This is a genomic window from Streptomyces sp. AcH 505 (assembly GCF_000818175.1).
Classification (GTDB): domain Bacteria; phylum Actinomycetota; class Actinomycetes; order Streptomycetales; family Streptomycetaceae; genus Streptomyces.
The window spans coordinates 1-19974 of record NZ_JTIY01000015.1; the positions used below are offsets into that span (position 1 = coordinate 1).

Genomic DNA, 19974 nt, shown 5'->3' on the forward strand with positions numbered 1-19974 from the left:
CCCCCCAGCCGCTGGCGGACGAACCTGTCGATGCGCATCATCAGCATGCGCTGCGGCGATTCGTCCATCACCTCGGCCTCCGCGTCGAGATGGTGGGCCATGACGGCGGTCAGCAGATCCTGGACGAGCGTACCCAGCCGAGGCAGATCGGTCGGACGGTAATCACCGGCGTCGGTGGTCGCTCCGGTGAGGAACTGGGCCAGTACGCCGCCGAACCCCGTCCGGCCCGACAGCGGCCGCGCCACAAGCCGCTCGACGCCCGCCGGGGGCAGCGCGAGCAGGGCCCGGGGGATGTGTGCGCGCAGCAGCCGGGGGTGCTGCTCCGCCCCGGCGACGATCCGCAGCCGGAACGGGCGCGAACTGTCGTACAGCGCCAAGTCCGGCGCGCTCAGCACCGCTTCCCTGCCGGCCTGGCTCACCACCAGATGCCCGTCCAACGGCATGACGGCGCAGTAGAGTTCGGGATCGGCGCGCCGGATCAGCTTCGGCGTTCGCAGCACGTCCGCCGCCGAAAGCGCCAGATCCACCACGTTCACAGCCGCGAGGTCCACCGCCCGCACCGTCGCGTGGAAGTCCTTCGGCGCCTCGCTGACCAGCTCCATGGGGTGCTCGCCGGAGAGGAAGAACTCGTTCAGCGTGGCCAGACGTTCCCCCGGCGGCAGGTCCTGGCTGCGGTACATCGTCTCGAACATTCGTTTCTCCCGGCCGCAATCGTAACGTCCGGCGGCAGCGCGGGGGGTCCGGCCCCAAGGCGGTGGCCGGAATCCGTTCGACGGTGACAAACGCGTCATGGACACTGACGCGATGACGCGTAACCACTGGGTCGGAGTGACCGTCGACTGTCTGGACGTGGAGCGAGTGGCGGGCTTCTGGAGCGCCTTGCTGGACTGCCCTCAGGGGCCCTCCCAACCCGGCTGGATCTACCTCGGCCGTCCCGGGGACGCACACCCCCGCCTCGTCTTCCAGCCCGTGACCGAGCCGAAGCACGGCAAGGTACGCCTGCACCTCGACGTCGCGGTCGACGACATCGACCAGGGCATGGCCCAAGTCGTCTCGCTCGGAGGCCGGTTCACCGGCGAACGGCACGACTACGACGAAGGCGCCGTCGTCGTGATGGCCGATCCCGAGGGCCATGAGTTCTGTCTGGTCGAGTACTACGGACCGACGGCGACGGAGTAAGTCGTGCGGGACTACGACGCCCCCCGCGCCCCGCGTCGCGAAACACCCGGACGGCCCACGATGCTTCCAGCCGCTGCCGGCGTCTGCGTATAGTCCTGCCGGGGCTGACTTCGGCCGGGACGCGAGGAGTTCTTGGTGAGTGCCGATCCTTCCCCTCCCCGTCGGCTGCCGTGGACGCGTGCGCTGGACGAGTTCGCCCTGACGACCGTCCTGTTGTTCATCACGGTGACGGTCGTGCGCTGGCTGCGCGATCCGGGCTCCGCCCTCTATCTCGCCGACCTGTACGTGGCGCTCGGTGTGATCGGTGTGGTGAGCGGGTCTGTGCTGACGTCGCTGATCCTCAGTCCGCCCGGCAGGCGTAGCGGGGGACACATGAACCCGTGTGTGACGGTGGCCCTGTGGCTGATGGACGCCTTTCCGGGCCGCAGTGTCGTGCCCTACGTCCTCGCCCAGCTCGCGGGTTCGGTGGTCGGGACAGGACTGGCCCGGCTGGTGTGGGGTGGCGCGGTGTCGCACCCCTCGGTCGCGCACGCCGTGATCAGGCCCGCCGCCACCTGGCGTCCTGCGGACGTCTTCCTCGCCGAGGCGGGAGCGATGATGGCGCTGATCGTCCTGGTCGGCTTCATCCTGGGGTACCCACGCGCCGTCCCCGTGCTGCCGTACGTCATCGGCGGGTCCGTAGCCCTGGTGATCGCACTGCTGGGTCCCAGAAGCGGCGGCTCGATCAACCCCGCCCGCCAACTGGGCCCGGCAGTGTTCTCCGGACAGACCACCGATCTGTGGATCTACCTGATCGCGCCCGTCCTGGGCGCTGTCCTCGGCTCCGCGACCTTCCACCTCTTCATCTGGCGCTTCAACGCCTGCCGCCCCCTCACCTACAAGCTGGCGGGTGACGACGGGGAGAAGGGGGCGGCAGGCAGCCACTAGCGAGGAGCGCGGCAGGGCGACGGCCTATCGGGAGGGCGACGGCCTATCCGGCAGGGCGGCGGCCTATCGGGCCGCCAGGGTCGCCCGGAGCACGTCGGCCAGCGTCGTCCGTGACAGTTGGGCGCGCAGCCCGTCCTCCACGCCGTCGTAGATCTCCTGCAGCGCCGGCTGGATTCCCGCGCCCACCACACAGGCCTGGTTCGGCGGCGCGTGGTGCATGGAGAACAGCGGGCTCGGCTCCACCGCCTCGTACACGTCCAGCAGCGTCATGTCCTCAAGGCGCCGGGCCAGGCGCCACCCCGCGCCCACCCCGCGCCGCGACTCGACGAGCCCCGCTTCCCGTAGCCGGCCGAGCAGGCGCCGAATCACCACGGGGTTGGTGTTCGCGCTGTCGGCGATCTGCTCCGACGTGGCGACGTCGTGACCTTGCTGCTGGTACAGCCCGATCCAGGCCACGGCGTGTGCCGCGATCGTCAGTCTGCTGTTGGCGCTCATCGCGCAATTGTGCACGGAGCGCTTCATAGTCGCAACGACAGTGGTTACGAGAGGCGGACCGTCAGATCACCGGAGCGTCCTGGGCCACGAAGCCGGAGCGCCACGTCGAGTGCTCCGGACGCCAACCCCGCGACCGGGCCAGCCGGTTGCTTGCTCCGCGCGCCCAGGCCTGCCGTCCCGAAGTGGCTTCCGGCGCCGGCAGTCCACGGGCGGCGGCGAAGACCGGCACCCACGCACGTCCCGGCGCGGGCTCGTCGTCCACGATGTTGACCGGTCCGGAGGGCCAGTCAAGCGCGGCGACGGCGGCGCGAGCGGCGTCCGCGACGTGCAGGAACGAGTTGACGGAGTCGTCCGCAGCGACGCTCCCGAGGAACGGCGCGTCCGGGTCGCCGGCCAGCGCCGCTGCCGCCGGGCCGCCCGGCTCGTACCAGGTGCCCGGGCCGTACAGGACGCCGTACCGCAGCGACACCGCTGTGCCCACTTCGGCGGCCGTCTCCTCCAGCGCCTGGATGCCGACGGCGATCCTGCCGCGCGGCTCCGCCGCGGCGAGGTCGAGCGGGTCTGTCTCGTCGGCCGGCTCGTCGCCCGGGGCGTACGCCCAGGAGATCGACTGGACGACGATCCTCGGCACCCCGGCGGACGTGGCCGCGTCGACCAAGTTGCGGGTCCCTTCGCCGCGCAGCCGGTTCGTCGCCTCCCCGTTCGCCTCCGCCAGATCGGTGAGCTGGTGGATCACCGCGTCCGGCGCGGCCTCCTTCACCGCCTCGTGCAGGCTGTCCCGGTCGAACACGTCCACCTGGGCGGCTGACGCACCGAGCCGCTGTACGCGGTCGGCGCCTGCGGGCGTACGAGAGGTGCCCGTGACCTGGTGCCCTGCGTCCCGCAGCAGAGGGACGAGCAGACGGCCCACCGCACCGGTCGCGCCCGCGACGAATACACGCATGGTTTCCTCCTCTGCCCGGTCCGGTCGAGCGGGGTGTGCGCCGCTCATGGTCGTACTCACTACGCTAGGCGACCAATGGCCTCGGCGTGTGGTCCACTCTCGCCGCGTAAGCCTGGGCCATTCGAAAAAGGGCGACGGACCGTGGCGCGCGGGGAAGGCGGGCTCACCGGATTGCTCCGCGCCGGAGTATTGTAGTCAGTGCTACAAATGCCGCTGAAGCCAGGGAGGCGCTGATGGCAGGGGGACGACCACGCAGCTTCGACAGCGACGTGGCTCTCGGCCGGGCGCTGGAGGTGTTCTGGCGCCAGGGTTACGAAGGAACCGGGATCTCCGATCTCACCAAGGCGATGGGCATCAACAACGCACCGAGCCTGTACAACGCCTTCGGAAACAAGGAACAGCTTTTCCGCAAGGTCCTGGACCACTACGCCGACGGCCCCGCCCGCTACATTCGCGACGCTCTCGCCGAGCCCACGGCGCGCGGCGCCGTCGAGGCACTGCTGCACGGCGCCGCCGACGCGACGACACACCCCGACCATCCGCGCGGCTGCATCACGGTCCAGGGCGCTCTGGCGTGCTCGCCGGGTGCGGAGCCCGCCCGTGACGAACTGGCAGCGCGCAGGGCGGGTGGCGAGGCGGCCCTGCGGGAGCGCTTGCAGCGGGCGGGCGAAGCGGGCGAACTCCCGGCGGGGACCGACGCCCAGGCGCTCGCCCGCTACTTCGCCACGGTGTACCAGGGGATCGCGGTCCAGGCCGCCGGCGGCGCGACCCGCGAGCAACTGCACCAGATCGCCGACGTGGCCATGGCCGTCTGGCCACAGCCGGCCACGGACTGATCGGCGGCGGCTCGCGTCAGTTGACGAGCGCGGCCAGTTCACGCCATTGGGCCATCGGGACGCCGGAGTCCGCGCCCACGATATGCAGGCACACGTGGTCCGCGCCGGCGTCGTGGTGCGCCTGGACGCGCTTGCCGATGGCCTCCACGTCGCCCCGGGCGACAACGGCGTCGATGAGCCTGTCGCTTCCGCCGCCGGTCAGGTCGTCCTCCGTGAAGCCTTGCCGGAGCAGGTTTTTCGCGTAATGGTCCATCGTCAGAAACCCCCCGAGGAAACCACGGGCGGCGGCGCGTGCCTTGCTCGGGTCGCTCTCCAGCACCACCGCCTGGTACGGCGCGAGCAGCGGACCGGCCCCGAGCCGTTCCCTGGCCGCGGCTGAGTACTCCGGTGTGACCATGAAGGGGTGCACACCGGCGGTGCGCCGACCTGCCAGTTCGGTCATCCTGGGGGCGAGCGCGGCCATGACACGTTCGCTCCGGGGCACCGGGACCGGGGCATCGTCCAGTGTGTCCAGGTAGGCGCCGATGTCGGCCAGGGGGCGGTACGGGCGTCCCGCGCCCTCGGCAGCCGCAGGGTCGCTCACGCCGAGCCCGAGCAGCAACCGCCGTCCGTACTCACTCTGCAGACGCGCGTGCCCTCCCGCCATCTCCTCGGCCTGATGCCGCCAGATGCTCAGCACGCCGATGGCCACCTTCGTCGTGCGGGTGGCGCGCAGCAGCCGCTCCGAGTCGCCGAGGATGTCACCGCCGCCCAGTCCCGGGATCCACAGGGCTCCCCAGCCCAGCTCGTCCAACTCGGCGGCGGCGTCGGTGATCCGCCCCGGATCCGCCGTCCGCAACTCGATGCTCCAGAGCCCGGTGTGTCCCAACTGCATTGCGCTGTCCTGCCCGTCCTGATGCTGATGTGATGGCCGAAGTGAGTGACCGCTGTGACGCGGATGTCGTAGCAACGGTCAGATCTGGTTGCGTCCGCCGTCCACGAACAACTCGGTGCCGGTGATGAAGGTGCTCTGGTCCGAGGCGAGGAAGAGAGCGGCGTCGGCGATTTCTTCGGGGCGGCCGACGCGCGCCAGCGGGATGGTGCCGGCCATGAAGGTCTTCAGCTGGTCCGCCTGCTCCTGGTCGGCGGCGAGACCGTCGATACCCGGGGTGTCCACGGCGCCGGGGCTGATGCTGTTGACTCTGATCGCCCGGCCCTTGAGCTCGTTGGCCCAGGTGCGCGCGAAGGACCTCACCGCGGCCTTGGACGCCGCGTAGACACCGAAGGCCTCGTTGCCCAGGCTGCTCGCGTTCGAGCCGGTGAGGATGACGGAAGCGCCGTCGTTGAGCTGCGGCAGCGCCTTCTGGACCGTGAAGAGCATGCCCCGGACGTTGATGCCGAACGTCTCGTCGAAATGCTGCTCGGTGACCTGTTCCAGGGTGGCGAACTCACCCCCGCCTGCATTGGCGAACAGCACGTCGATCCCACCGCCCCGCCGACCGACGGCGTCGTAGAGCCGGTCGAGGTCGCCGAGGTCCGAGACATCGCTGCGTACGCCGGTCGCGTTCGCGCCGATCTTGGCGACTGCCGCGTCGAGCGTCTCCTTGCGGCGCCCGGTCACGAACACGTGCGCTCCCTCACCCGCGAACCGCTGTGCGGCGGCCAGGCCGATTCCACTGGTTCCGCCGGTGACGACGGCGGTCTTGCCCTCAAGCTGTCCCATGATCTGGTACTCCGCGTCCAGGAGTCGGATCGGCGCCCTTGATGTAACAATGTGTATTACATCAAGGGTGTGGCCGGTCCGAGGTGATTTTTAGTGGTCACTAAGAAACTAGGTCGCACCACGTGCGATGTCAAGGCGCGGCCGGACGGGTGGCGGGCGGGGTACCGCCGGAAAAATGCCTGCGGATCGTCATGCCGCACGGGTACGGTCGCTCGGTGACCGACGACGACGGGTACTTCGGAGAACGGGTGGCGAAGACGTACGACCAGTCCTCAGACGCCGAGTTCCAGGCCGAGATCGTGGAGCAGACCGTCGATCTCCTGGCGGAACTCGCCAACGGGGGACGGGCGTTGGAGCTGGCGATCGGTACGGGGCGGATCGCTCTGCCGTTGGCGCGGCGGGGGGTTCCGGTGCATGGCATCGATCTGTCGCGGGCCATGGTGGCGAGGCTGCGCGCCAAGCCCGGGGGTGAGGCGATCGGTGTCTCCATCGGGGACTTCGCCACCACGACCGTCGACACGGCGGCCGACGGGCCGTTCTCGCTCGCCTATCTCGTCTTCAACACCATCATGAACGTGGCCGACCAGGACGCTCAGGTCGCCTGCTTCCGCAACGTCGCCGCGCACCTCGCACCCGGTGGCTGCTTCGTCGTCGAGGTCATGGTTCCGGAGCTGCGCAAGATCCCGGCCGGGCAGAACATCGTCCCCTTCCACACGGGTCCGACCGGGTGGGCCTACACCGTCTACGACACCGTCACCCAGGACGCGACCTGTCACTACATCGACATCGCGGAGGACGGCCGGGGCGAGGCCCACTCGACGCCCTTCCGGTACGTCTGGCACGCCGAGCTGGACCTTATGGCCCAGCTCGCAGGCCTGCGGCTGCGCGAGCGCTGGGAGAGCTGGACGCGTGAGCCCTTCACCGAGCACAGCACCAAGCACATCTCGGTCTGGGAGAAGCCGGTCGGCTGACAGGACGTCAGCCGACCCTCGTCACGCGGCCGATCGGAAGACGTAGTCGCCGGAGCCGACCCGGTACACGGCGTAACCGTCGCGCACGCTGTCGAACGTCGCGCCGGGCGGTGCCTGCACCGCGTGGCGGTCGCGCGCCGGGACGAGGATCTCCGCCGTCGCGCCGAGCGGCACCCGTACATCGAGTGTGAAGCGGCCGGGTGTGCGGGTCCAGGCCGAACTCACCCGGCCGAGCGGGGACTCCACGTGCGCCGAGGCGTTCGTGAGATCGCCGACCGGATACGGCTGGACCTTGATCTTCGTGTAACCGGGCGCCGCCGGCTCGATGCCCGCCACGCGCTGGTCGAGCCAGTCGTCGACCGTGCCCAGGAAGGCATGGTCGTGCGAGCGCGAGGTGTTCCCCCACTCCTCCCACATCGTCGTCGCGGCACACCGGCCCCCCGACCGGTGTGCCGGGCGTCCTGGCGCCGAAGTTCCCCCAGGGCACGCAGCGTTCGGGCGGTGGAACATGGTCCGAGCCTGCGCAGCAGTGGGGCGGCCATGGCGGGGCCGGCCCAGCCGCGCACCCACGCGCCGTCGACCCGCAGCAGGGTCGGCGCCCACGGAGCACCGGCGCCGAATGCCAGTTCCCGCCGGCCGCTTACGCGTTCGTCACTCAGCGGCATCACCGTCAGCTTGCCGTCGCAGGCCTGTGCGACCGCGCCGGAGATCTTGCGGCAGTTGGCGCACGTGCCGTCGAACGCCAAAACCCAACGAGAGGGTGAAGGGTGCAACAGGGCTCCTCCATGTGCGGTGTGATCAGCGGCGGTCGGCCGCCTCCGGAGCAGGTCCAGCAGCCGGGCGTTGTTCGCTTTCCGTAGCTGGCACTGAACAAACGGATACTGAACAATGGGCGAGTGGGGGTGAGTACGTGCCACGCAGAGAGACGCCACTGACCGGAGGCGACGGGCCGCTGTTGCGACTGGCCAGGGAGCTGCGGCAGTTGCGCGGCAGCGCCGGGTCCCCGTCCTACCGGGCCCTTTCGGCGCGGGCGCACTACTCCATCGCCACCCTGTCCGGCGCGGCGGCCGGACACCGACTCCCGACGCTCGACGTGACCCTTGCCTACGTACGCGCTTGCGGCGGAGACGTCGACGAGTGGGAGGAGCGCTGGCACCACGTCGCGGCGGAACTCGCCGCCGACACGGCCACGGAGCGTCACGAGGACGCGGGCCGCGAGGAGCACCGTCCGCCGTACGCCGGTCTGGCCGCCTTCGGCGCCGACGACTCCGACCGGTTCTTCGGACGCGAGCGGCTGGTCGAGGACCTGGCGAAGACCTTGGCCGAGCGCCGGTTCGTCGCCGTCTTCGGCGCCTCAGGCGCGGGCAAGTCGTCCGTGCTGCGCGCCGGTCTGCTGCCCCGGCTGCGGTCCGCGGGCTGTCGCGTCATCACCTTCACCCCTGGCCTGCACCCCCTGGAAGAACTCGCCGTGCGGCTCGCGGGCCCCGCCCGTACCACGCCCGGCAGACTCCACCAGGACTTCTCGACGGCTCCGGAGAATCTGCACCTGACGCTCCGCCAGCTGGCCACGCACGAACCCGAGGGCGCCGAAACGGTCATCGTCGTCGACCAGTTCGAAGAGCTGTTCACCATCTGCCGCAGCCAGGAGGAGCGGACGCGCTTCATCTCGGCGCTTGTCGCCGTCGCCCGCGCGTCCAACAGCGCGGGCCGGATCGTCCTTGGCGTACGCGCCGACTTCTACCCGCATTGCGCCGAACACGGCCAACTGGTCGAGGCGTTCCGTGACGCGCAGGTCACGGTCGGCCCGATGAGCGTGGACGAACTGCACAGTGTGATCGTCCGGCCGGCCGTCCAGGCGGGATGCCGGGTGGAGGGCCAACTGCTCGCGCATCTGATCGGACAGGTCCAGGGACGCGCCGCGGCCCTGCCGTTGCTCTCCCACGCCCTGCTGGAGACCTGGCGCCGCCGGCGCGGCAACGTCCTGACCCTCGACGGGTTCCGCGCGGTCGGCGGCATCGAGGGATCGCTGGCCCAGACGGGCGAGGCGTTCTACGCCGACCTCACACCCGCCCGCCAGGACATCGCCCGGCACCTGTTCCAGCGGCTGACCGCACTCGGCGAAGGCGCGGAGGACACCCGCCGCCGCATCCCCCGTACGGAGCTGAACTCCGACGAGGACACCACGGCCGTACTCGAACGCGCCGTACAGGCACGGCTGATCGCCCTCGACGGCGAAAGCGTCGAGATCACCCACGAGACACTGATCCGCAGCTGGCCACGGCTGCGGCGCTGGCTCGGCGAGAACCGCGAACTGCTGCGCACCTCCCGGCAGCTGACCGAGGCGGCCGGGACATGGGAGTCCCTCGGCCGGGACCCCGGTGCGCTGTACCGGGGCACGCGGCTCGCGCTGGCACGTCAGCTCACGGACCAGGGCGCACCGGGACTGACCGCGAACGAGCGGGCGTTCCTCGACGAAAGCCTGGCGGCGGAGCGCGCCGACGCCGCCATGGCCCGCCGCAGAGCCCGCCAACTGCGGCTGCTGACCGCCCTGCTGTCCGTGCTCCTGCTGCTCGCAACGGGCACCAGCTACTACGCCCTGCGGGCCAACGGAAAGGTGTCGCGCCAGCGCAACGTGGCGGTCGCGCTGAACGCGGCGGACCGGGCCAGCGACCTGGAGCACAAGGACCCGGCGCTCGCCGTTCAAGTCGCCCTTGCGGCGCACCGGCTGGCGCGGCAGGGCCGGACCCGGGACAACCTGCTCAGTACGCTCATGGCCGCGTGGGCGGCCCACCGGGCCGATGCCGTCTCCCTGGCCGCGGTGCCGGGGCAGCACCTCCTGGCCACCGGCGGCGGTGACCAAACCGTCCGGCTGTGGGACGTCAGCGGCTCCGCACACCGGCTTCTCAGTTCGCTGGAGGTGTTCCACGGCACGGTCTGGTCCGTCGCCGCCCGCCCCGACGGACGGGTAATCGCGGCGGCGGACGCGAGCGGCGAGATCCGTACCTTCGACCTCGCCGACCCGGCGGGACCGGTGGCCCTCGCCGTCTTCGGTGGCCGCACCGGAGCGATCCGCTCGCTGGCCTACAGCCCGGACGGACATACCCTCGCCAGTGCCGGCGCCGACCGTACGACCCGGCTGTGGGATGTCAGGGACCCCGGACACCCGTCCCAGCTCGCGCGCCTTGGCGGACACACCGCGACGGTCCGCTCGGTCGCGTTCGACCGCGACGCGGGCATGCTCGCCACGGCCGGCGACGACCAGGCGGTCCAACTGTGGGACGTGACGGACCCGCACCGGCCCAAGAAACTCTCGCAGTGGCAGGCGCACGACATCATCGCGCTCGGCGTGGCCTTCAGTCCGCACGCGAACGTCCTCGCCACCTCCGGGGGCGGCGACAGCCCCGTACGGCTGTGGAGCACCGACGATCCGTCCCACCCCCGGAAGCTGGCCGAACTCCCCGGCCACAGCGACGTGGTGGGCGGGATCGCCTTCAGCCCCGGCGGCCGGGCCCTCGCCACGGGCAGCGACGACCGGACGGTGCTCGTGTGGGACGTCACCCGCCCGGGCAGACCCGTCGTCCGGGCCAAACTCACCGGATACACCACCGCCGTGAGCGCTGTGGCGTTCGCGGCGGACGACCGTACCCTGTTCACCGGCGTCTACGACGGCCTGGTCCGGACGCTTCCGGTCGACTTCACCGGCGTCATCGGACGGGCCTGCGCGACGGCCCGCCCGACCATCACCCCGGGCCAGTGGCACCGCTACCTGCCGGGCATCGCCTACCGGCCGCCCTGCGCCTGAGCACTGCGCCTGAGCCAGGCCCGCACCGGGCACGACGGGGCACGACCACAACGACGCATTGAGGGGAAACGCGCGATGCCTGACGGCCGGCAGTGGGACAGCACCCTGTTCCGGGGGAGCGCCGCCTTCTACGAGCGCGGCCGGCTGCCGTACGCCCCCGGCTTCGCCGAGACACTGGCCGGCGCCGTCGGCCTGGACGGCAGGGGCCGGCTCCTCGACGTCGGCTGCGGTCCCGGCACGGTGCTCCTCGCCGTGGCGGGGTTCTTCACCGAGGCCGTCGGTATCGACCCGGAGGAGGACATGCTGGCCGAGGGCGAACGACAGGCCGTGCGCCGTGGCGTGTCCAACGCGCGCTGGAAGCGCGCCCGCGCGGAGGATCTGCCGGCCGGCCTGGGGGAGTTCCGCGTCGTCGTGTTCGCGAACTCCTTCCACTGGACGGACCGGGACCAGGTCGCGGCAACCGTGCTGGAGATGCTGGAACCAGGCGGCTCGTTCGTGCACATCGGCGACCTGAAGGACCCGTCCGGCGCGTCCGTCCCGCAGTCGGCGCCGGACTCAGCTCCGTACCCTCCTCCGCCGTACGCCGGGATCCGCGCACTGGTACGCCGGTATCTCGGCCCGGTGCGCCGGGCCGGCCGGGGAACGCTGCCCAACGGCACACCGGGCGGCGAGAGCCTGGTCGTGTCGAACGCAGGGTTCACCGCCTTCGCGACCCACGTCGTCCCGGCCGGGCCGGTGGTGGAGCGCAGCGCGGACGACCTCGTGGCGTGGGTCTTCTCCCTCTCCTCCTCGGCGCCGCATCTCTTCGGGGACGCACTGCCCGACTTCGAGCAGGACCTCCGGGCGCTCCTTCGTACGGCGTCCCCCGGTGACCGCTTCGCCGAGTGTCCCCCGGCAACAGAGATCAAGACCTGGCGGAAGCCGGACGACAGGCGCTGACGTGCCGGCGTACCGCAGCGGTCAGGTCCTCGCCGCCCGGGCCAGCTTCTGATCGACGATGCTCCACTTCACCAGCGGATGCAGCGCGCGCATCAGGCCCGCGGCCCGCTCGCTCGGCTGGTAGGTGACGAGCACCGGCGTGGTCGGTGCCACGTGCCGCTCCAGCAGCCCCTCGGCCTCCAGCTCGCGCAGGCGCTGGGTCAGCAGCTTGTCGGAGATTCCGTCGACATGGGCCCGGTACTCGATGAACCGGCGGGCCCCCAGCATCCCCGCGAGCAGGATCCCGGCGGTCCACTTGCGGCCGACGAGCTCGGCCGACCGGCGAAAGCTCCGGCACAGCTCTTCGTCGATGTGCTCGAAGCCCGGTGCTGTGCGGCCGGAGAGGGGAGTGGCAAGCCCCTCGCCCACGTGCTCCTCAGTGTTCATACCATCTGACGGTACACCTAGCGACTTACCATTGGTGAGTTACTCACCTCGTCTTTGCCGATACCGCGATCTCCGGGGATCGTCGGAGTCGTACGGCACACCTCGCACACCTCGACGCCAAGGACACAGCGATGAACTACCAGCACGCCTTGCGGTTCGGCGCCCGCCTGAGCGCCCCGGACGCCACCGGCGACACAGCCGCCGGCGGAGCCACCGGCGAGGCGAACATCGCGGCCACCGCCCGCCTCGCCGAGGAGCTGGGCTACGACCAGATCGGCATCCGCACCCCAGGTGACGGGCCTCAGCAGGATGTCCTGACGGCGTTGTCCTGGACCGCGGCGCACACCGACAAGATCGGGCTGCGGGCGGAGGCGCCCCACGTGCCCGCACTGTCCGCACAGGAGCCGGCGATGCTGGCGCGGGCGGTCGCGAGCCTTGACCGGCTGACCGGCGGCAGGATGGAGCTGGTACTCGGAGCCGCCGATGAGCCGGACGCGATGCGGCCCGACGAGGGATCGTACGGTCCGCGCTCCGACCTCGCTGGCGTTGTGGGGGAAGCACTCGACGTGATCCAGGCGCTCTGGGACGTCCGTGACCGAGGGCTCGCCGGTACGGCAGGCAGCGTCTTCCGCGTGTCGGGAGCCCAGAAGGCCGCACCGGCGCACGAGGTCCCGATCTCGATGCGCGGGGACCGCAAGGAGATGCTGGAGCTGGCGGGCCGGCGGTTCGACGGGTGGGTCACCACCTACGACGGGGCGGCCGCGCTGGAAGAGGCCAACCGTACGATCGACGACGCGGCCCGCGCGGCAGGGCGCGACCCCCGTGAGATCCGGCGGGAGATCACGATCAGCGGCCGGTTCGGCCACCGCGGCGCCCCGTTCACCGGCACGCCGGGGGAGTGGGTCGCCGATCTGCTGCCGCTGGTCGTCGACCACGGGGTGGGGACGATCATGATCGACACGGACGACCCCGACACGCTCACCCGCTTCGCGCGGGAGGTCGTCCCGGCACTGCGGGCCGCCGTTGACGCGGCGCTGCCGCACGGCTCGGCGGGCGTCAGGATCCGCAGCGCCGCCGTGCGCGCGAGACGGCGGACCGGCGTCGACTACGACAACGTGCCCGCAGGTCTGGCGGAGGTGGTCGAGCCCGGCGATCTGACCTACGGCCGCTTCCGCTCCGGTTACCTCCGCGGCGGAGCGCCGGGTGTGGTGCTGCGCGCGGCCGGCGTCGAGCAAGTGGTCGCCGCACTCGCCTTCGCCCGGCTGCACCCCGAGCTGCCGCTGTCGCGACGCAGCGCGGGACACGGCATTTCCGGGCGCTCCACCAATGACGGAGGCATCGTCATCGACGTCTCGGCGATGAACACCATCGAGGTCGTCGACGAGACGGCCCGCCGCGTGCGCATCGGCCCCGGCGCTCGCTGGATGGACGTCGCCGCCGCGCTGAACCCGTACGGATGGGCGCTCAGTTCCGGCGACTACGGCGGTGTCGGCGTGGGCGGCCTGGCCACGGCGGCGGGCATCGGATATCTCGTACGCGCCCACGGACTCACCATCGACCACCTGCGTGAGGTGGAGATGGTGCTGGCCGACGGCTCGGTCGTGCGGGCGAGCGCCACGGAGAACACCGACCTGTTCTGGGCCGTGCGCGGCGCCGGCGCCAACTTCGGGATCGTCACCTCGTTCGAGTTCGAGGCCGACGAGGTGGGCCCGGTCGGCTACGCCGAGCTGACCCAGGACGCCGGTGACCGCGCACGCTTTCTGGTGGACTGGGGTCAGTTCGTCGAAAGCTCCCCACGCGACGTGACGAGCTTCCTGATCATGCCGCCCACGCGCGGCGGACAGCCGCCGATCGCACTCAGCCGCACCGTGGTCGACTCCGACGATCCGGAGACGGTCCTCGCGCGGCTGCAGCCGCTCGCCGGGCTCGGGCAGCTCTACGCCCAGCAGGCGCAGATCCTCCCGTACGCGGCGATCATGGCGAACGCGAGCGACGACGAACCACAGTCGCAGGGCGAGCCGGTCTCGCGGAGCGGACTGCTGCGGCACATCACGCCCGAGTTCGCGGCGGCCGCCGCCCGGGTCATAGCGAGCGGCTCGGCGCACTGGTTCCAGATCCGGGCGCTCGGCGGCGCCGTCGGCGACGTCGCCCCGGACGCCACCGCCTTCGCCCATCGGGACGCCAACTTCTCCGTCGTGCTGATGGGCGGGCACGACGCGGTCGTGGACGCCCTCTGGGCGGAGCTTGAGCCCTTCTTCGAAGGCAGCTACCTCAGCTTCGACAGCAGCCTGCGACCTGAGCGGATCGAGCAGGCCTGGCCGCCGAAGACCCTCGCCCGGCTGCGCGCCCTGAAGGCGGTGTACGACCCGGACTCGGTCTTCGACGACAACTTCGCCATCACCCCGGCACCTTCCCCGGCCACCACCCCGGCCGCACCCTCAGGAGGAACACGATGACCGACCACGGACACGACCTGACCTTCGGCGCCTTCATCTCCCCCGTGGCGACCCCGGCCCAGCGGCCCGTCGAGCTGGCCGTCGTCGCCGAGCACGCAGGACTCGACCTGGTGGGCTTCCAGGACCACCCGTACCAGCCGAAGCTCCAGGACACCTGGACGCTCATGTCTTACGTCGCGGCGCGCACCCGACGCCTGCGCGTCGTCGGGGACGTCCTGAGCCTGCCCCTGCGGCCACCCGCGACGCTCGCCCGCGCCGCGGCGAGCCTCGACCGCCTGTCCGGCGGGCGTGTCGAGATCGGTCTCGGTGCCGGTGCGTTCCTGGACGGCGTCGTGGCGATGGGCGGTCCGCGTCTTACCAAGCGCGAATCGGTCGACGCGCTGGAGGAGGCGATCACCGTACTGCGCGGCCTGTGGGCGACGGACGAGCGCGGCGCGTTCACGTTCGACGGCACGTTCTACCGCGTCACGGGTGTGCACCGCGGCCCCACCCCGACCCGGCAGGTGCCGATCCACGTCGGCGCCTACGGACCGCGCATGCTGCGGCTGACCGGACGGGTCGCCGACGGCTGGCTGCCGTCACTGAACTACCTTCCCGAAGGATTGAGTTCGCTCACCAAGATGAGCGAGCAGGTCGACACGGGCGCCGCCGAGGCGGAGCGTGACCCCGCGGCGATCACCCGACTGCTCAACATCGGCGGCCGTTTCGCACCGAACGCCGGCGGGACCTTCGACGGTCCGCCCGCGCACTGGTCCGAGCAGATCGCCGAAGTCGCCCTCACCACGGGTGTGTCGGGCTTCCTCCTCATGGACGACGACCCGGCGGCGATCGAGGTCTTCGGCCAGGAAGTGGCCCCCGCAGCCCGCGAACTGGTCCGCGCCGCCCGAGGCCGTTGATTCACCCGGCGCCCGCTGCCTCACCCGCGCCCGCCGAGCCGGCAACAGTGAACAGTCAACAGAAGCAACAGAAGGAAGTGCCATGTCGGTCAGCGTCCGACCGTTTCGTCCCGGCGATGCCCCACGGCTCGCCGAGATCGTCCAGCGCTGTCTGCGTGAGGTGAACAGCCGTGACTACTCGGCCGACATCATCGACAGGCTGTGCGCGCACTACACGGCCGAGAAGTTGATCGAGCTGTCCGGAAGCCGCCTCATCTACGTGGCTGAGGACGACGAAACCAAGGGCGACGAAGCCAAGGGCGACGACATCCTCGGCACCGTTTCCCGGGACGGCAACAAGGTCTACACGATGTTCGTCGACCCGGACGCGGCCGGGCTGGGCGTGGGCCGCCACCTCATGCGGCACATAGAGGTCTTGGCCGTGCGGGACGGATACGACCACATGGAGACCGGTGCCAGCATCACCGCCCACCGGTTCTATCTGAAGCTGGGCTACACCGATGTCGGCGAGAGCGAGACGGAGTTCGGCCTCAACTACATCCTCCGCAAGCCGCTGCCCGGAGACGTCGTCACATCGTGACCAGGATCTTGCCGTGGACGTGCCGTCCGGACTGGAGGGTCACGGCCTCGCGGATCTCCTCGATCGGGTAGACCGCGGCGAGGGGCACGGTGAGTTTCCCGGCGAGGAGCGCGTCGGTGATCCGGCCCAGGGCGGCCGGTCCCGCCTCGCTGCCTCCGGTCGCGCGCACACCGCCGGGCGGGTTCGCGCCTGCGGCGATCGTGGAGATCCGCTCGGCCGGTACGCCGAGCGCCAGCGCGGTCTCGGCCGTCTCGGTGCCGAAGAGATCCGTCGCGGCGCTCACGCCGTCGGGAGCCGCCGCCCGCACCCGGTCCGCGAGGCCCGGACCGTACGCCACCGGCTCGGCGCCCAACTCCCGCAGGAAGTCGAATGTGCTCTCCGACGCGGTGCCGATCACCCGGGCGCCGGCGAGCTTCGCGAGCTGCACGGCGAACACCCCCACGCCACCGGCGGCGCCACCGACCAGGACGGTCTCTCCGGGACGCGGACCGATCGCCTCCAGAGCGGCTGCGGCGGTCAGTCCTGCCACCGGAACCGTGGCCGCCACCTCGTCGCTGATGCCGTCCGGTGTGTGGAACAGCTCGTCGGGCTGCGCAGCCGGGATGTTCAGTACGAGGAAGTCGGCGGCGGCCTTCGCCATCGCGCCGCCGAAGACCCGGTCACCCACGGCGAATCCTTCAACGCCGACTCCGGCCTCGTCCACGACGCCGGCGAAGTCGTACCCGAAGCCGCTCGGCACGCTGACGCCGAACAGCGCCGCCAGCTCGGGGTTCGAGGCGATGGCCCCGTCCATCGGGTTGAGGCCGGCGACCGTCACCCGGACGCGCACCTCCCCCGGACCCGCGTGCGGCTCCGGAACGTCACGCAGCTCCAGCACCTCGGGTCCTCCGAATGTCTGATAGACGACGGCTCGGCTCATGGCACTACCTCCAGTGGGGCGGACGAACATGGTGATGGGACTTGGTCCCATCACCATACATCAGTGACGGGACCAAGTGCCGTAGACTTTCCACATGGCCCGCTGGCAGCCCAACGCATCAGAGCGACTCGTCCTCGCCGCCGTCGAACTGTTCGAGGAGCGCGGCTACGAGCGCACGACGGTGATCGAGATCGCGGAGCGCGCCGGGCTGACGAAGAGCACCTTTTTCCGGCACTTCCAGGACAAGCGGGAGGTCCTCTTCGGCGGAGCCACGCTGACCGCACTGCTCGCCAAGGGGATCGCCGACGCGCCAGTGGCCGCCACGCCGCTCGAAGCGGTGGTCCACGGTCTGTATGCGACGGGGAAGGAAGCGTTCCCCCCGGCCCGCCGCGAATTCACCGCCCGCAGACGGGCCGTGATCGAAGCCAACTCGGAACTACGGGAACGCGAAGCGCTGAAAGGCCTCGGCCTCACCGGATCGATGACGGACGCGCTGGAGCAACGCGGCGTCCCCGAGCTGATCGCCTGCGTGGCCGCGGAGTTGGGCGGGCTCGCCATGAAGATGGCCTACGAGCGCTGGAGCGAGACGACGGACGGCGACGACTTCGGGGAACTCGTGCGCGAGGCGTTCACCGAGGTACGGACGGCGACCGGCTCGTGCTGACCTCAGGCCTGTCCGAGCGAAGGCGGGCGAGTCGGCCGCGTGCGTAGTCCGGTTCCGCTCTCCATCCGCACGCCGCCTCCCAGGCGTGGACGGCCGCCTCGGCGCGCCGCTGCCGGTCGTCGGAGAGGACCGCGGTGGGCAGGTCCGCCAGGTCCAGGTCGACGTGGTCGATCCGGGCCTCGTCCCAGTCCAGGAAGCCGATGGCGCCGTCCCGGGTCACCCGGATGTTGCCGGGGCCCGGATCGCCGTGGACGACCGCCAACGGCACGTCGGCCAACTGCTGCCAGGCGTCCCGGCAGGCGCGGACCGCGGCCTCGGGCATCGCCGTGAGATCCACGTCGCCGCCACGCTCGTACCGCAGCAGCTCCTGACTGGACCGGAAGCCGGGACGCTGCGGCCACCCCGCCGTGACCGCGTGCAGCCGCCGCAGCTCACCGGCGACCGCCGCCCAGTCCCCGGCGCCGGGCGGATCGCCGTCCAGCCACTCCTGTACGACAACGCCCGCCACCCGGCGGCGGCCGTCCGGCGCGGGAACCACAGCGGGGACGGTGAAACCGAGGCCGTCCAGCCGCTCGATCAGGTCCAACTCCCAGTCCAGCGCGGCGTCGGAGCGTCCGCTGCGCCGGGCGACCAGCCGCCGGCCGTCGTCCCCGGCGACCTCGACCACCTCGTTGCGATGCCCGCCGCCCAGCCGTCCGACGACGCGCGGTCCGCCCCAGGCGCGAAGTGCGTCCCGCAGCGGCGGAAGATCCGCCCGCTCACCCCCGACAGGCGTCAATCCTGCACCGGCCCGGGACCCACGCACTCGTACCCGGGATCGGCGGCGGACACGATGTCCTCGTACACCCGCACCTTGTGGCTGATCAGGTCCATGCACTCGCCGAGCCGCGCGATCTGCCGCGCCAGCAGCTCCTGGTGACGGCGCATCAGCTCCAGCCGCTCCGCCTCGTTGCCCCTGCCCTCCCTGACCAGCTCCGTGTAGCGCCGGATCTCGGGAAGCGGCATGCCGGACGCCCGCAGGAAGGTGCACAGCGTGAGCCAGTCGACGTGCTCCTCCCCGTACAGCCGCCGACCACCGGAATTGCGCCGCACGGGCGTCGTGAGGATGCCCTCGCGCTCGTAGAAGCGCAGGGCGTGCACGCTCAGACCCGTACGCCGGGCCACGTCGCCGATGCTCAGTTCGGTCATACGAACCAGCATAAGAGGCTTGATCTAGAGCCGACTCCAGCTCCTAGAGTCCGCCGTGAACCCAGCGACAAAGGAGCTCCACCATGCGCTATCGCGTCCTCGGCGGCACCGGTATCGAAGTCAGCACGTACTGCCTCGGCGCCATGATGTTCGGCGCCGTCGGCAACCCCGACCACGACGACTGCGTACGGATCGTGCACGCCGCCCTCGACGGCGGAGTCAACTTCGTCGACACCGCCGACATGTACTCCCAAGGCGAGTCCGAGGAGATCGTCGGCAAGGCACTCCGTGGCCGCCGCGACGACGTGGTCCTCGCCACCAAGGTGCACTTCCCGATGGGTGAGGGCCCCAACAGGGGCGGCAACTCGCGCCGTTGGATCGTCCAGGAGGTGGAGGACTCGCTGCGCCGCCTGCAGACCGACCACATCGACCTGTACCAGGTCCACCGCCCCGACCACCGTACGGACATCGAGGAGACGCTGTCCGTCCTGACGGACCTCGTACAGCAGGGCAAGATCCGGGCCTTCGGCTGCTCGGCCTTCCCTGCCGAGGAGATCGTCGAGTCCCACCACGTCGCCGAGCGCCGCGGTCTGCACCGCTTCCGCACCGAGCAGCCGCCGTACTCCATGCTCGCCCGGGGCGTCGAGGCCTCCGTACTGCCCGTCGCACAGCGCACCGGCATGGGTGTGCTGACCTTCTCCCCGCTCGCTTTCGGCTTCCTGTCCGGCCGGTACCGCAAGGGCGGGCAGGTCGATCTCACCGCAGGCCGGCCCGCCATCGCCCCCGCCCGCTTCGACCCGAAGCTCCCGGGCAACGCGGCCAAGTACGAAGCTGTCGAGGAACTGATCGCGCTCGCCGACGACTTGGGCCGCTCCCTGCCCCAACTCGCGCTGGCCTTCGTCACCGCGCACCCCGCCGTCACCTCGGTGATCACCGGCCCGCGCACGATGGACCAGCTGACCTCGCTGCTCGCGGGCGCCGACCTGACGCTCGACGACGCGGCACTGGACCGGATCGACGCGATCGTCCCGCCGGGTACGGACCTGTACCG

Annotated in this window: 21 protein-coding genes; 11 read left to right on the forward strand and 10 right to left on the reverse strand. The window is 71.0% G+C overall.

The window, feature by feature from the left end; genetic code table 11:
* Window positions 1-692 (reverse strand): hypothetical protein (locus HY68_RS38360; protein WP_042002271.1); only part of this gene is annotated, 692 nt, incomplete at its 3' end.
* A 97-nt stretch (window positions 693-789) separates the two neighbouring features.
* Between HY68_RS38360 and HY68_RS38365 the strand changes: the two genes are divergently transcribed.
* Both HY68_RS38365 and HY68_RS38370 read left to right on the forward strand, forming a co-directional pair.
* Window positions 790-1179, forward strand: coding sequence for a VOC family protein (locus HY68_RS38365; protein ID WP_241778928.1), 390 nt, complete (start codon window positions 790-792; stop codon window positions 1177-1179).
* A 135-nt stretch (window positions 1180-1314) separates the two neighbouring features.
* The gene (locus tag HY68_RS38370; RefSeq protein ID WP_063779765.1) at window positions 1315-2106 is read left to right on the forward strand and encodes an aquaporin; all 792 of its coding nucleotides are present in this window, start codon (window positions 1315-1317) and stop codon (window positions 2104-2106) included.
* A 63-nt stretch (window positions 2107-2169) separates the two neighbouring features.
* On the opposite strand, the gene HY68_RS38375 is transcribed toward HY68_RS38370, so the two are convergent.
* Together HY68_RS38375 and HY68_RS38380 are read right to left on the reverse strand one after the other, a co-directional pair.
* Window positions 2170-2601 carry an Rrf2 family transcriptional regulator gene (locus HY68_RS38375; RefSeq protein ID WP_042002274.1) on the reverse strand — a complete coding sequence of 144 codons (432 nt, stop codon included), beginning with the start codon at window positions 2599-2601 and terminating at the stop codon, window positions 2170-2172.
* A gap of 61 nt (window positions 2602-2662) precedes the next feature.
* The gene (locus HY68_RS38380) at window positions 2663-3544 is read right to left on the reverse strand and encodes an NAD(P)-dependent oxidoreductase (RefSeq protein ID WP_042002277.1); all 882 of its coding nucleotides are present in this window, start codon (window positions 3542-3544) and stop codon (window positions 2663-2665) included.
* Window positions 3545-3777: 233 nt separating this feature from the next.
* On the opposite strand from HY68_RS38380, the gene HY68_RS38385 reads away from it, so the two are divergent.
* The gene (locus HY68_RS38385; protein ID WP_042002280.1) at window positions 3778-4380 is read left to right on the forward strand and encodes a TetR/AcrR family transcriptional regulator; all 603 of its coding nucleotides are present in this window, start codon (window positions 3778-3780) and stop codon (window positions 4378-4380) included.
* A gap of 16 nt (window positions 4381-4396) precedes the next feature.
* Here HY68_RS38385 and HY68_RS38390 read toward each other — a convergent pair whose 3' ends face one another.
* Window positions 4397-5254, reverse strand: a complete 858-nt coding sequence (locus HY68_RS38390) for a TIGR03620 family F420-dependent LLM class oxidoreductase (protein WP_042002283.1) — start codon at window positions 5252-5254, stop codon at window positions 4397-4399.
* A 78-nt stretch (window positions 5255-5332) separates the two neighbouring features.
* Window positions 5333-6082: a glucose 1-dehydrogenase gene (locus tag HY68_RS38395; protein ID WP_042002286.1), complete on the reverse strand. Its 750-nt coding sequence runs from the start codon at window positions 6080-6082 to the stop codon at window positions 5333-5335.
* 215 nt (window positions 6083-6297) lie between these two features.
* Here HY68_RS38395 and HY68_RS38400 point away from each other — a divergent pair, with 215 nt between their 5' ends.
* A complete protein-coding gene (locus tag HY68_RS38400; RefSeq protein WP_042002317.1) occupies window positions 6298-7053 on the forward strand; it encodes a class I SAM-dependent methyltransferase in 756 nt (251 codons plus the stop codon).
* Window positions 7054-7074: 21 nt separating this feature from the next.
* Here the strand turns inward: HY68_RS38400 and HY68_RS38405 are convergent, their stop codons facing one another.
* Window positions 7075-7470, reverse strand: coding sequence for an alpha-L-rhamnosidase C-terminal domain-containing protein (locus HY68_RS38405; RefSeq protein ID WP_042002288.1), 396 nt, complete (start codon window positions 7468-7470; stop codon window positions 7075-7077).
* A gap of 493 nt (window positions 7471-7963) precedes the next feature.
* On the opposite strand from HY68_RS38405, the gene HY68_RS38410 reads away from it, so the two are divergent.
* A complete protein-coding gene (locus tag HY68_RS38410; RefSeq protein WP_078864227.1) occupies window positions 7964-10855 on the forward strand; it encodes an AAA family ATPase in 2892 nt (963 codons plus the stop codon).
* Between the two features lie 75 nt (window positions 10856-10930).
* Complete coding sequence (locus HY68_RS38415) at window positions 10931-11794, forward strand: class I SAM-dependent methyltransferase (protein ID WP_042002291.1); 864 nt, start codon at window positions 10931-10933, stop codon at window positions 11792-11794.
* A 21-nt stretch (window positions 11795-11815) separates the two neighbouring features.
* Here the strand turns inward: HY68_RS38415 and HY68_RS38420 are convergent, their stop codons facing one another.
* Window positions 11816-12220, reverse strand: a complete 405-nt coding sequence (locus HY68_RS38420; protein WP_052457583.1) for a helix-turn-helix domain-containing protein — start codon at window positions 12218-12220, stop codon at window positions 11816-11818.
* A 131-nt stretch (window positions 12221-12351) separates the two neighbouring features.
* Between HY68_RS38420 and HY68_RS38425 the strand changes: the two genes are divergently transcribed.
* The 3 genes from HY68_RS38425 (at window position 12352) to HY68_RS38435 (ending at window position 16152) form a co-directional block, all read left to right on the forward strand.
* The gene (locus HY68_RS38425) at window positions 12352-14676 is read left to right on the forward strand and encodes an LLM class flavin-dependent oxidoreductase (RefSeq protein WP_042002297.1); all 2325 of its coding nucleotides are present in this window, start codon (window positions 12352-12354) and stop codon (window positions 14674-14676) included.
* Window positions 14673-15572 carry an LLM class flavin-dependent oxidoreductase gene (locus HY68_RS38430; RefSeq protein ID WP_042002300.1) on the forward strand — a complete coding sequence of 300 codons (900 nt, stop codon included), beginning with the start codon at window positions 14673-14675 and terminating at the stop codon, window positions 15570-15572. Before HY68_RS38425 ends, HY68_RS38430 begins: the two co-directional genes overlap by 4 nt.
* Before the next feature lie 82 nt (window positions 15573-15654).
* Window positions 15655-16152 carry a GNAT family N-acetyltransferase gene (locus HY68_RS38435; protein WP_042002302.1) on the forward strand — a complete coding sequence of 166 codons (498 nt, stop codon included), beginning with the start codon at window positions 15655-15657 and terminating at the stop codon, window positions 16150-16152.
* Here the strand turns inward: HY68_RS38435 and HY68_RS38440 are convergent.
* Window positions 16142-17071: an NADP-dependent oxidoreductase gene (locus HY68_RS38440; protein ID WP_042002305.1), complete on the reverse strand. Its 930-nt coding sequence runs from the start codon at window positions 17069-17071 to the stop codon at window positions 16142-16144. The two genes, HY68_RS38435 and HY68_RS38440, sit on opposite strands and share 11 nt — an antisense overlap.
* 94 nt (window positions 17072-17165) lie before the next feature.
* Here HY68_RS38440 and HY68_RS38445 point away from each other — a divergent pair, with 94 nt between their 5' ends.
* Window positions 17166-17735, forward strand: coding sequence for a TetR/AcrR family transcriptional regulator (locus HY68_RS38445; protein WP_042002308.1), 570 nt, complete (start codon window positions 17166-17168; stop codon window positions 17733-17735).
* Here HY68_RS38445 and HY68_RS38450 read toward each other — a convergent pair.
* Together HY68_RS38450 and HY68_RS38455 are read right to left on the reverse strand one after the other, a co-directional pair.
* Window positions 17701-18513 carry a phosphotransferase gene (locus tag HY68_RS38450; RefSeq protein WP_198533566.1) on the reverse strand — a complete coding sequence of 271 codons (813 nt, stop codon included), beginning with the start codon at window positions 18511-18513 and terminating at the stop codon, window positions 17701-17703. The genes HY68_RS38445 and HY68_RS38450 overlap by 35 nt on opposite strands.
* Entirely contained in the window at window positions 18510-18923 is a 414-nt protein-coding gene (locus HY68_RS38455) for a MerR family transcriptional regulator (RefSeq protein WP_042002310.1), read from the reverse strand. The genes HY68_RS38450 and HY68_RS38455 overlap by 4 nt, the downstream gene beginning before the upstream one ends.
* An 83-nt stretch (window positions 18924-19006) precedes the next feature.
* On the opposite strand from HY68_RS38455, the gene HY68_RS38460 reads away from it, so the two are divergent.
* Window positions 19007-19974 (forward strand): aldo/keto reductase (locus HY68_RS38460; protein WP_042002312.1); only part of this gene is annotated, 968 nt, incomplete at its 3' end.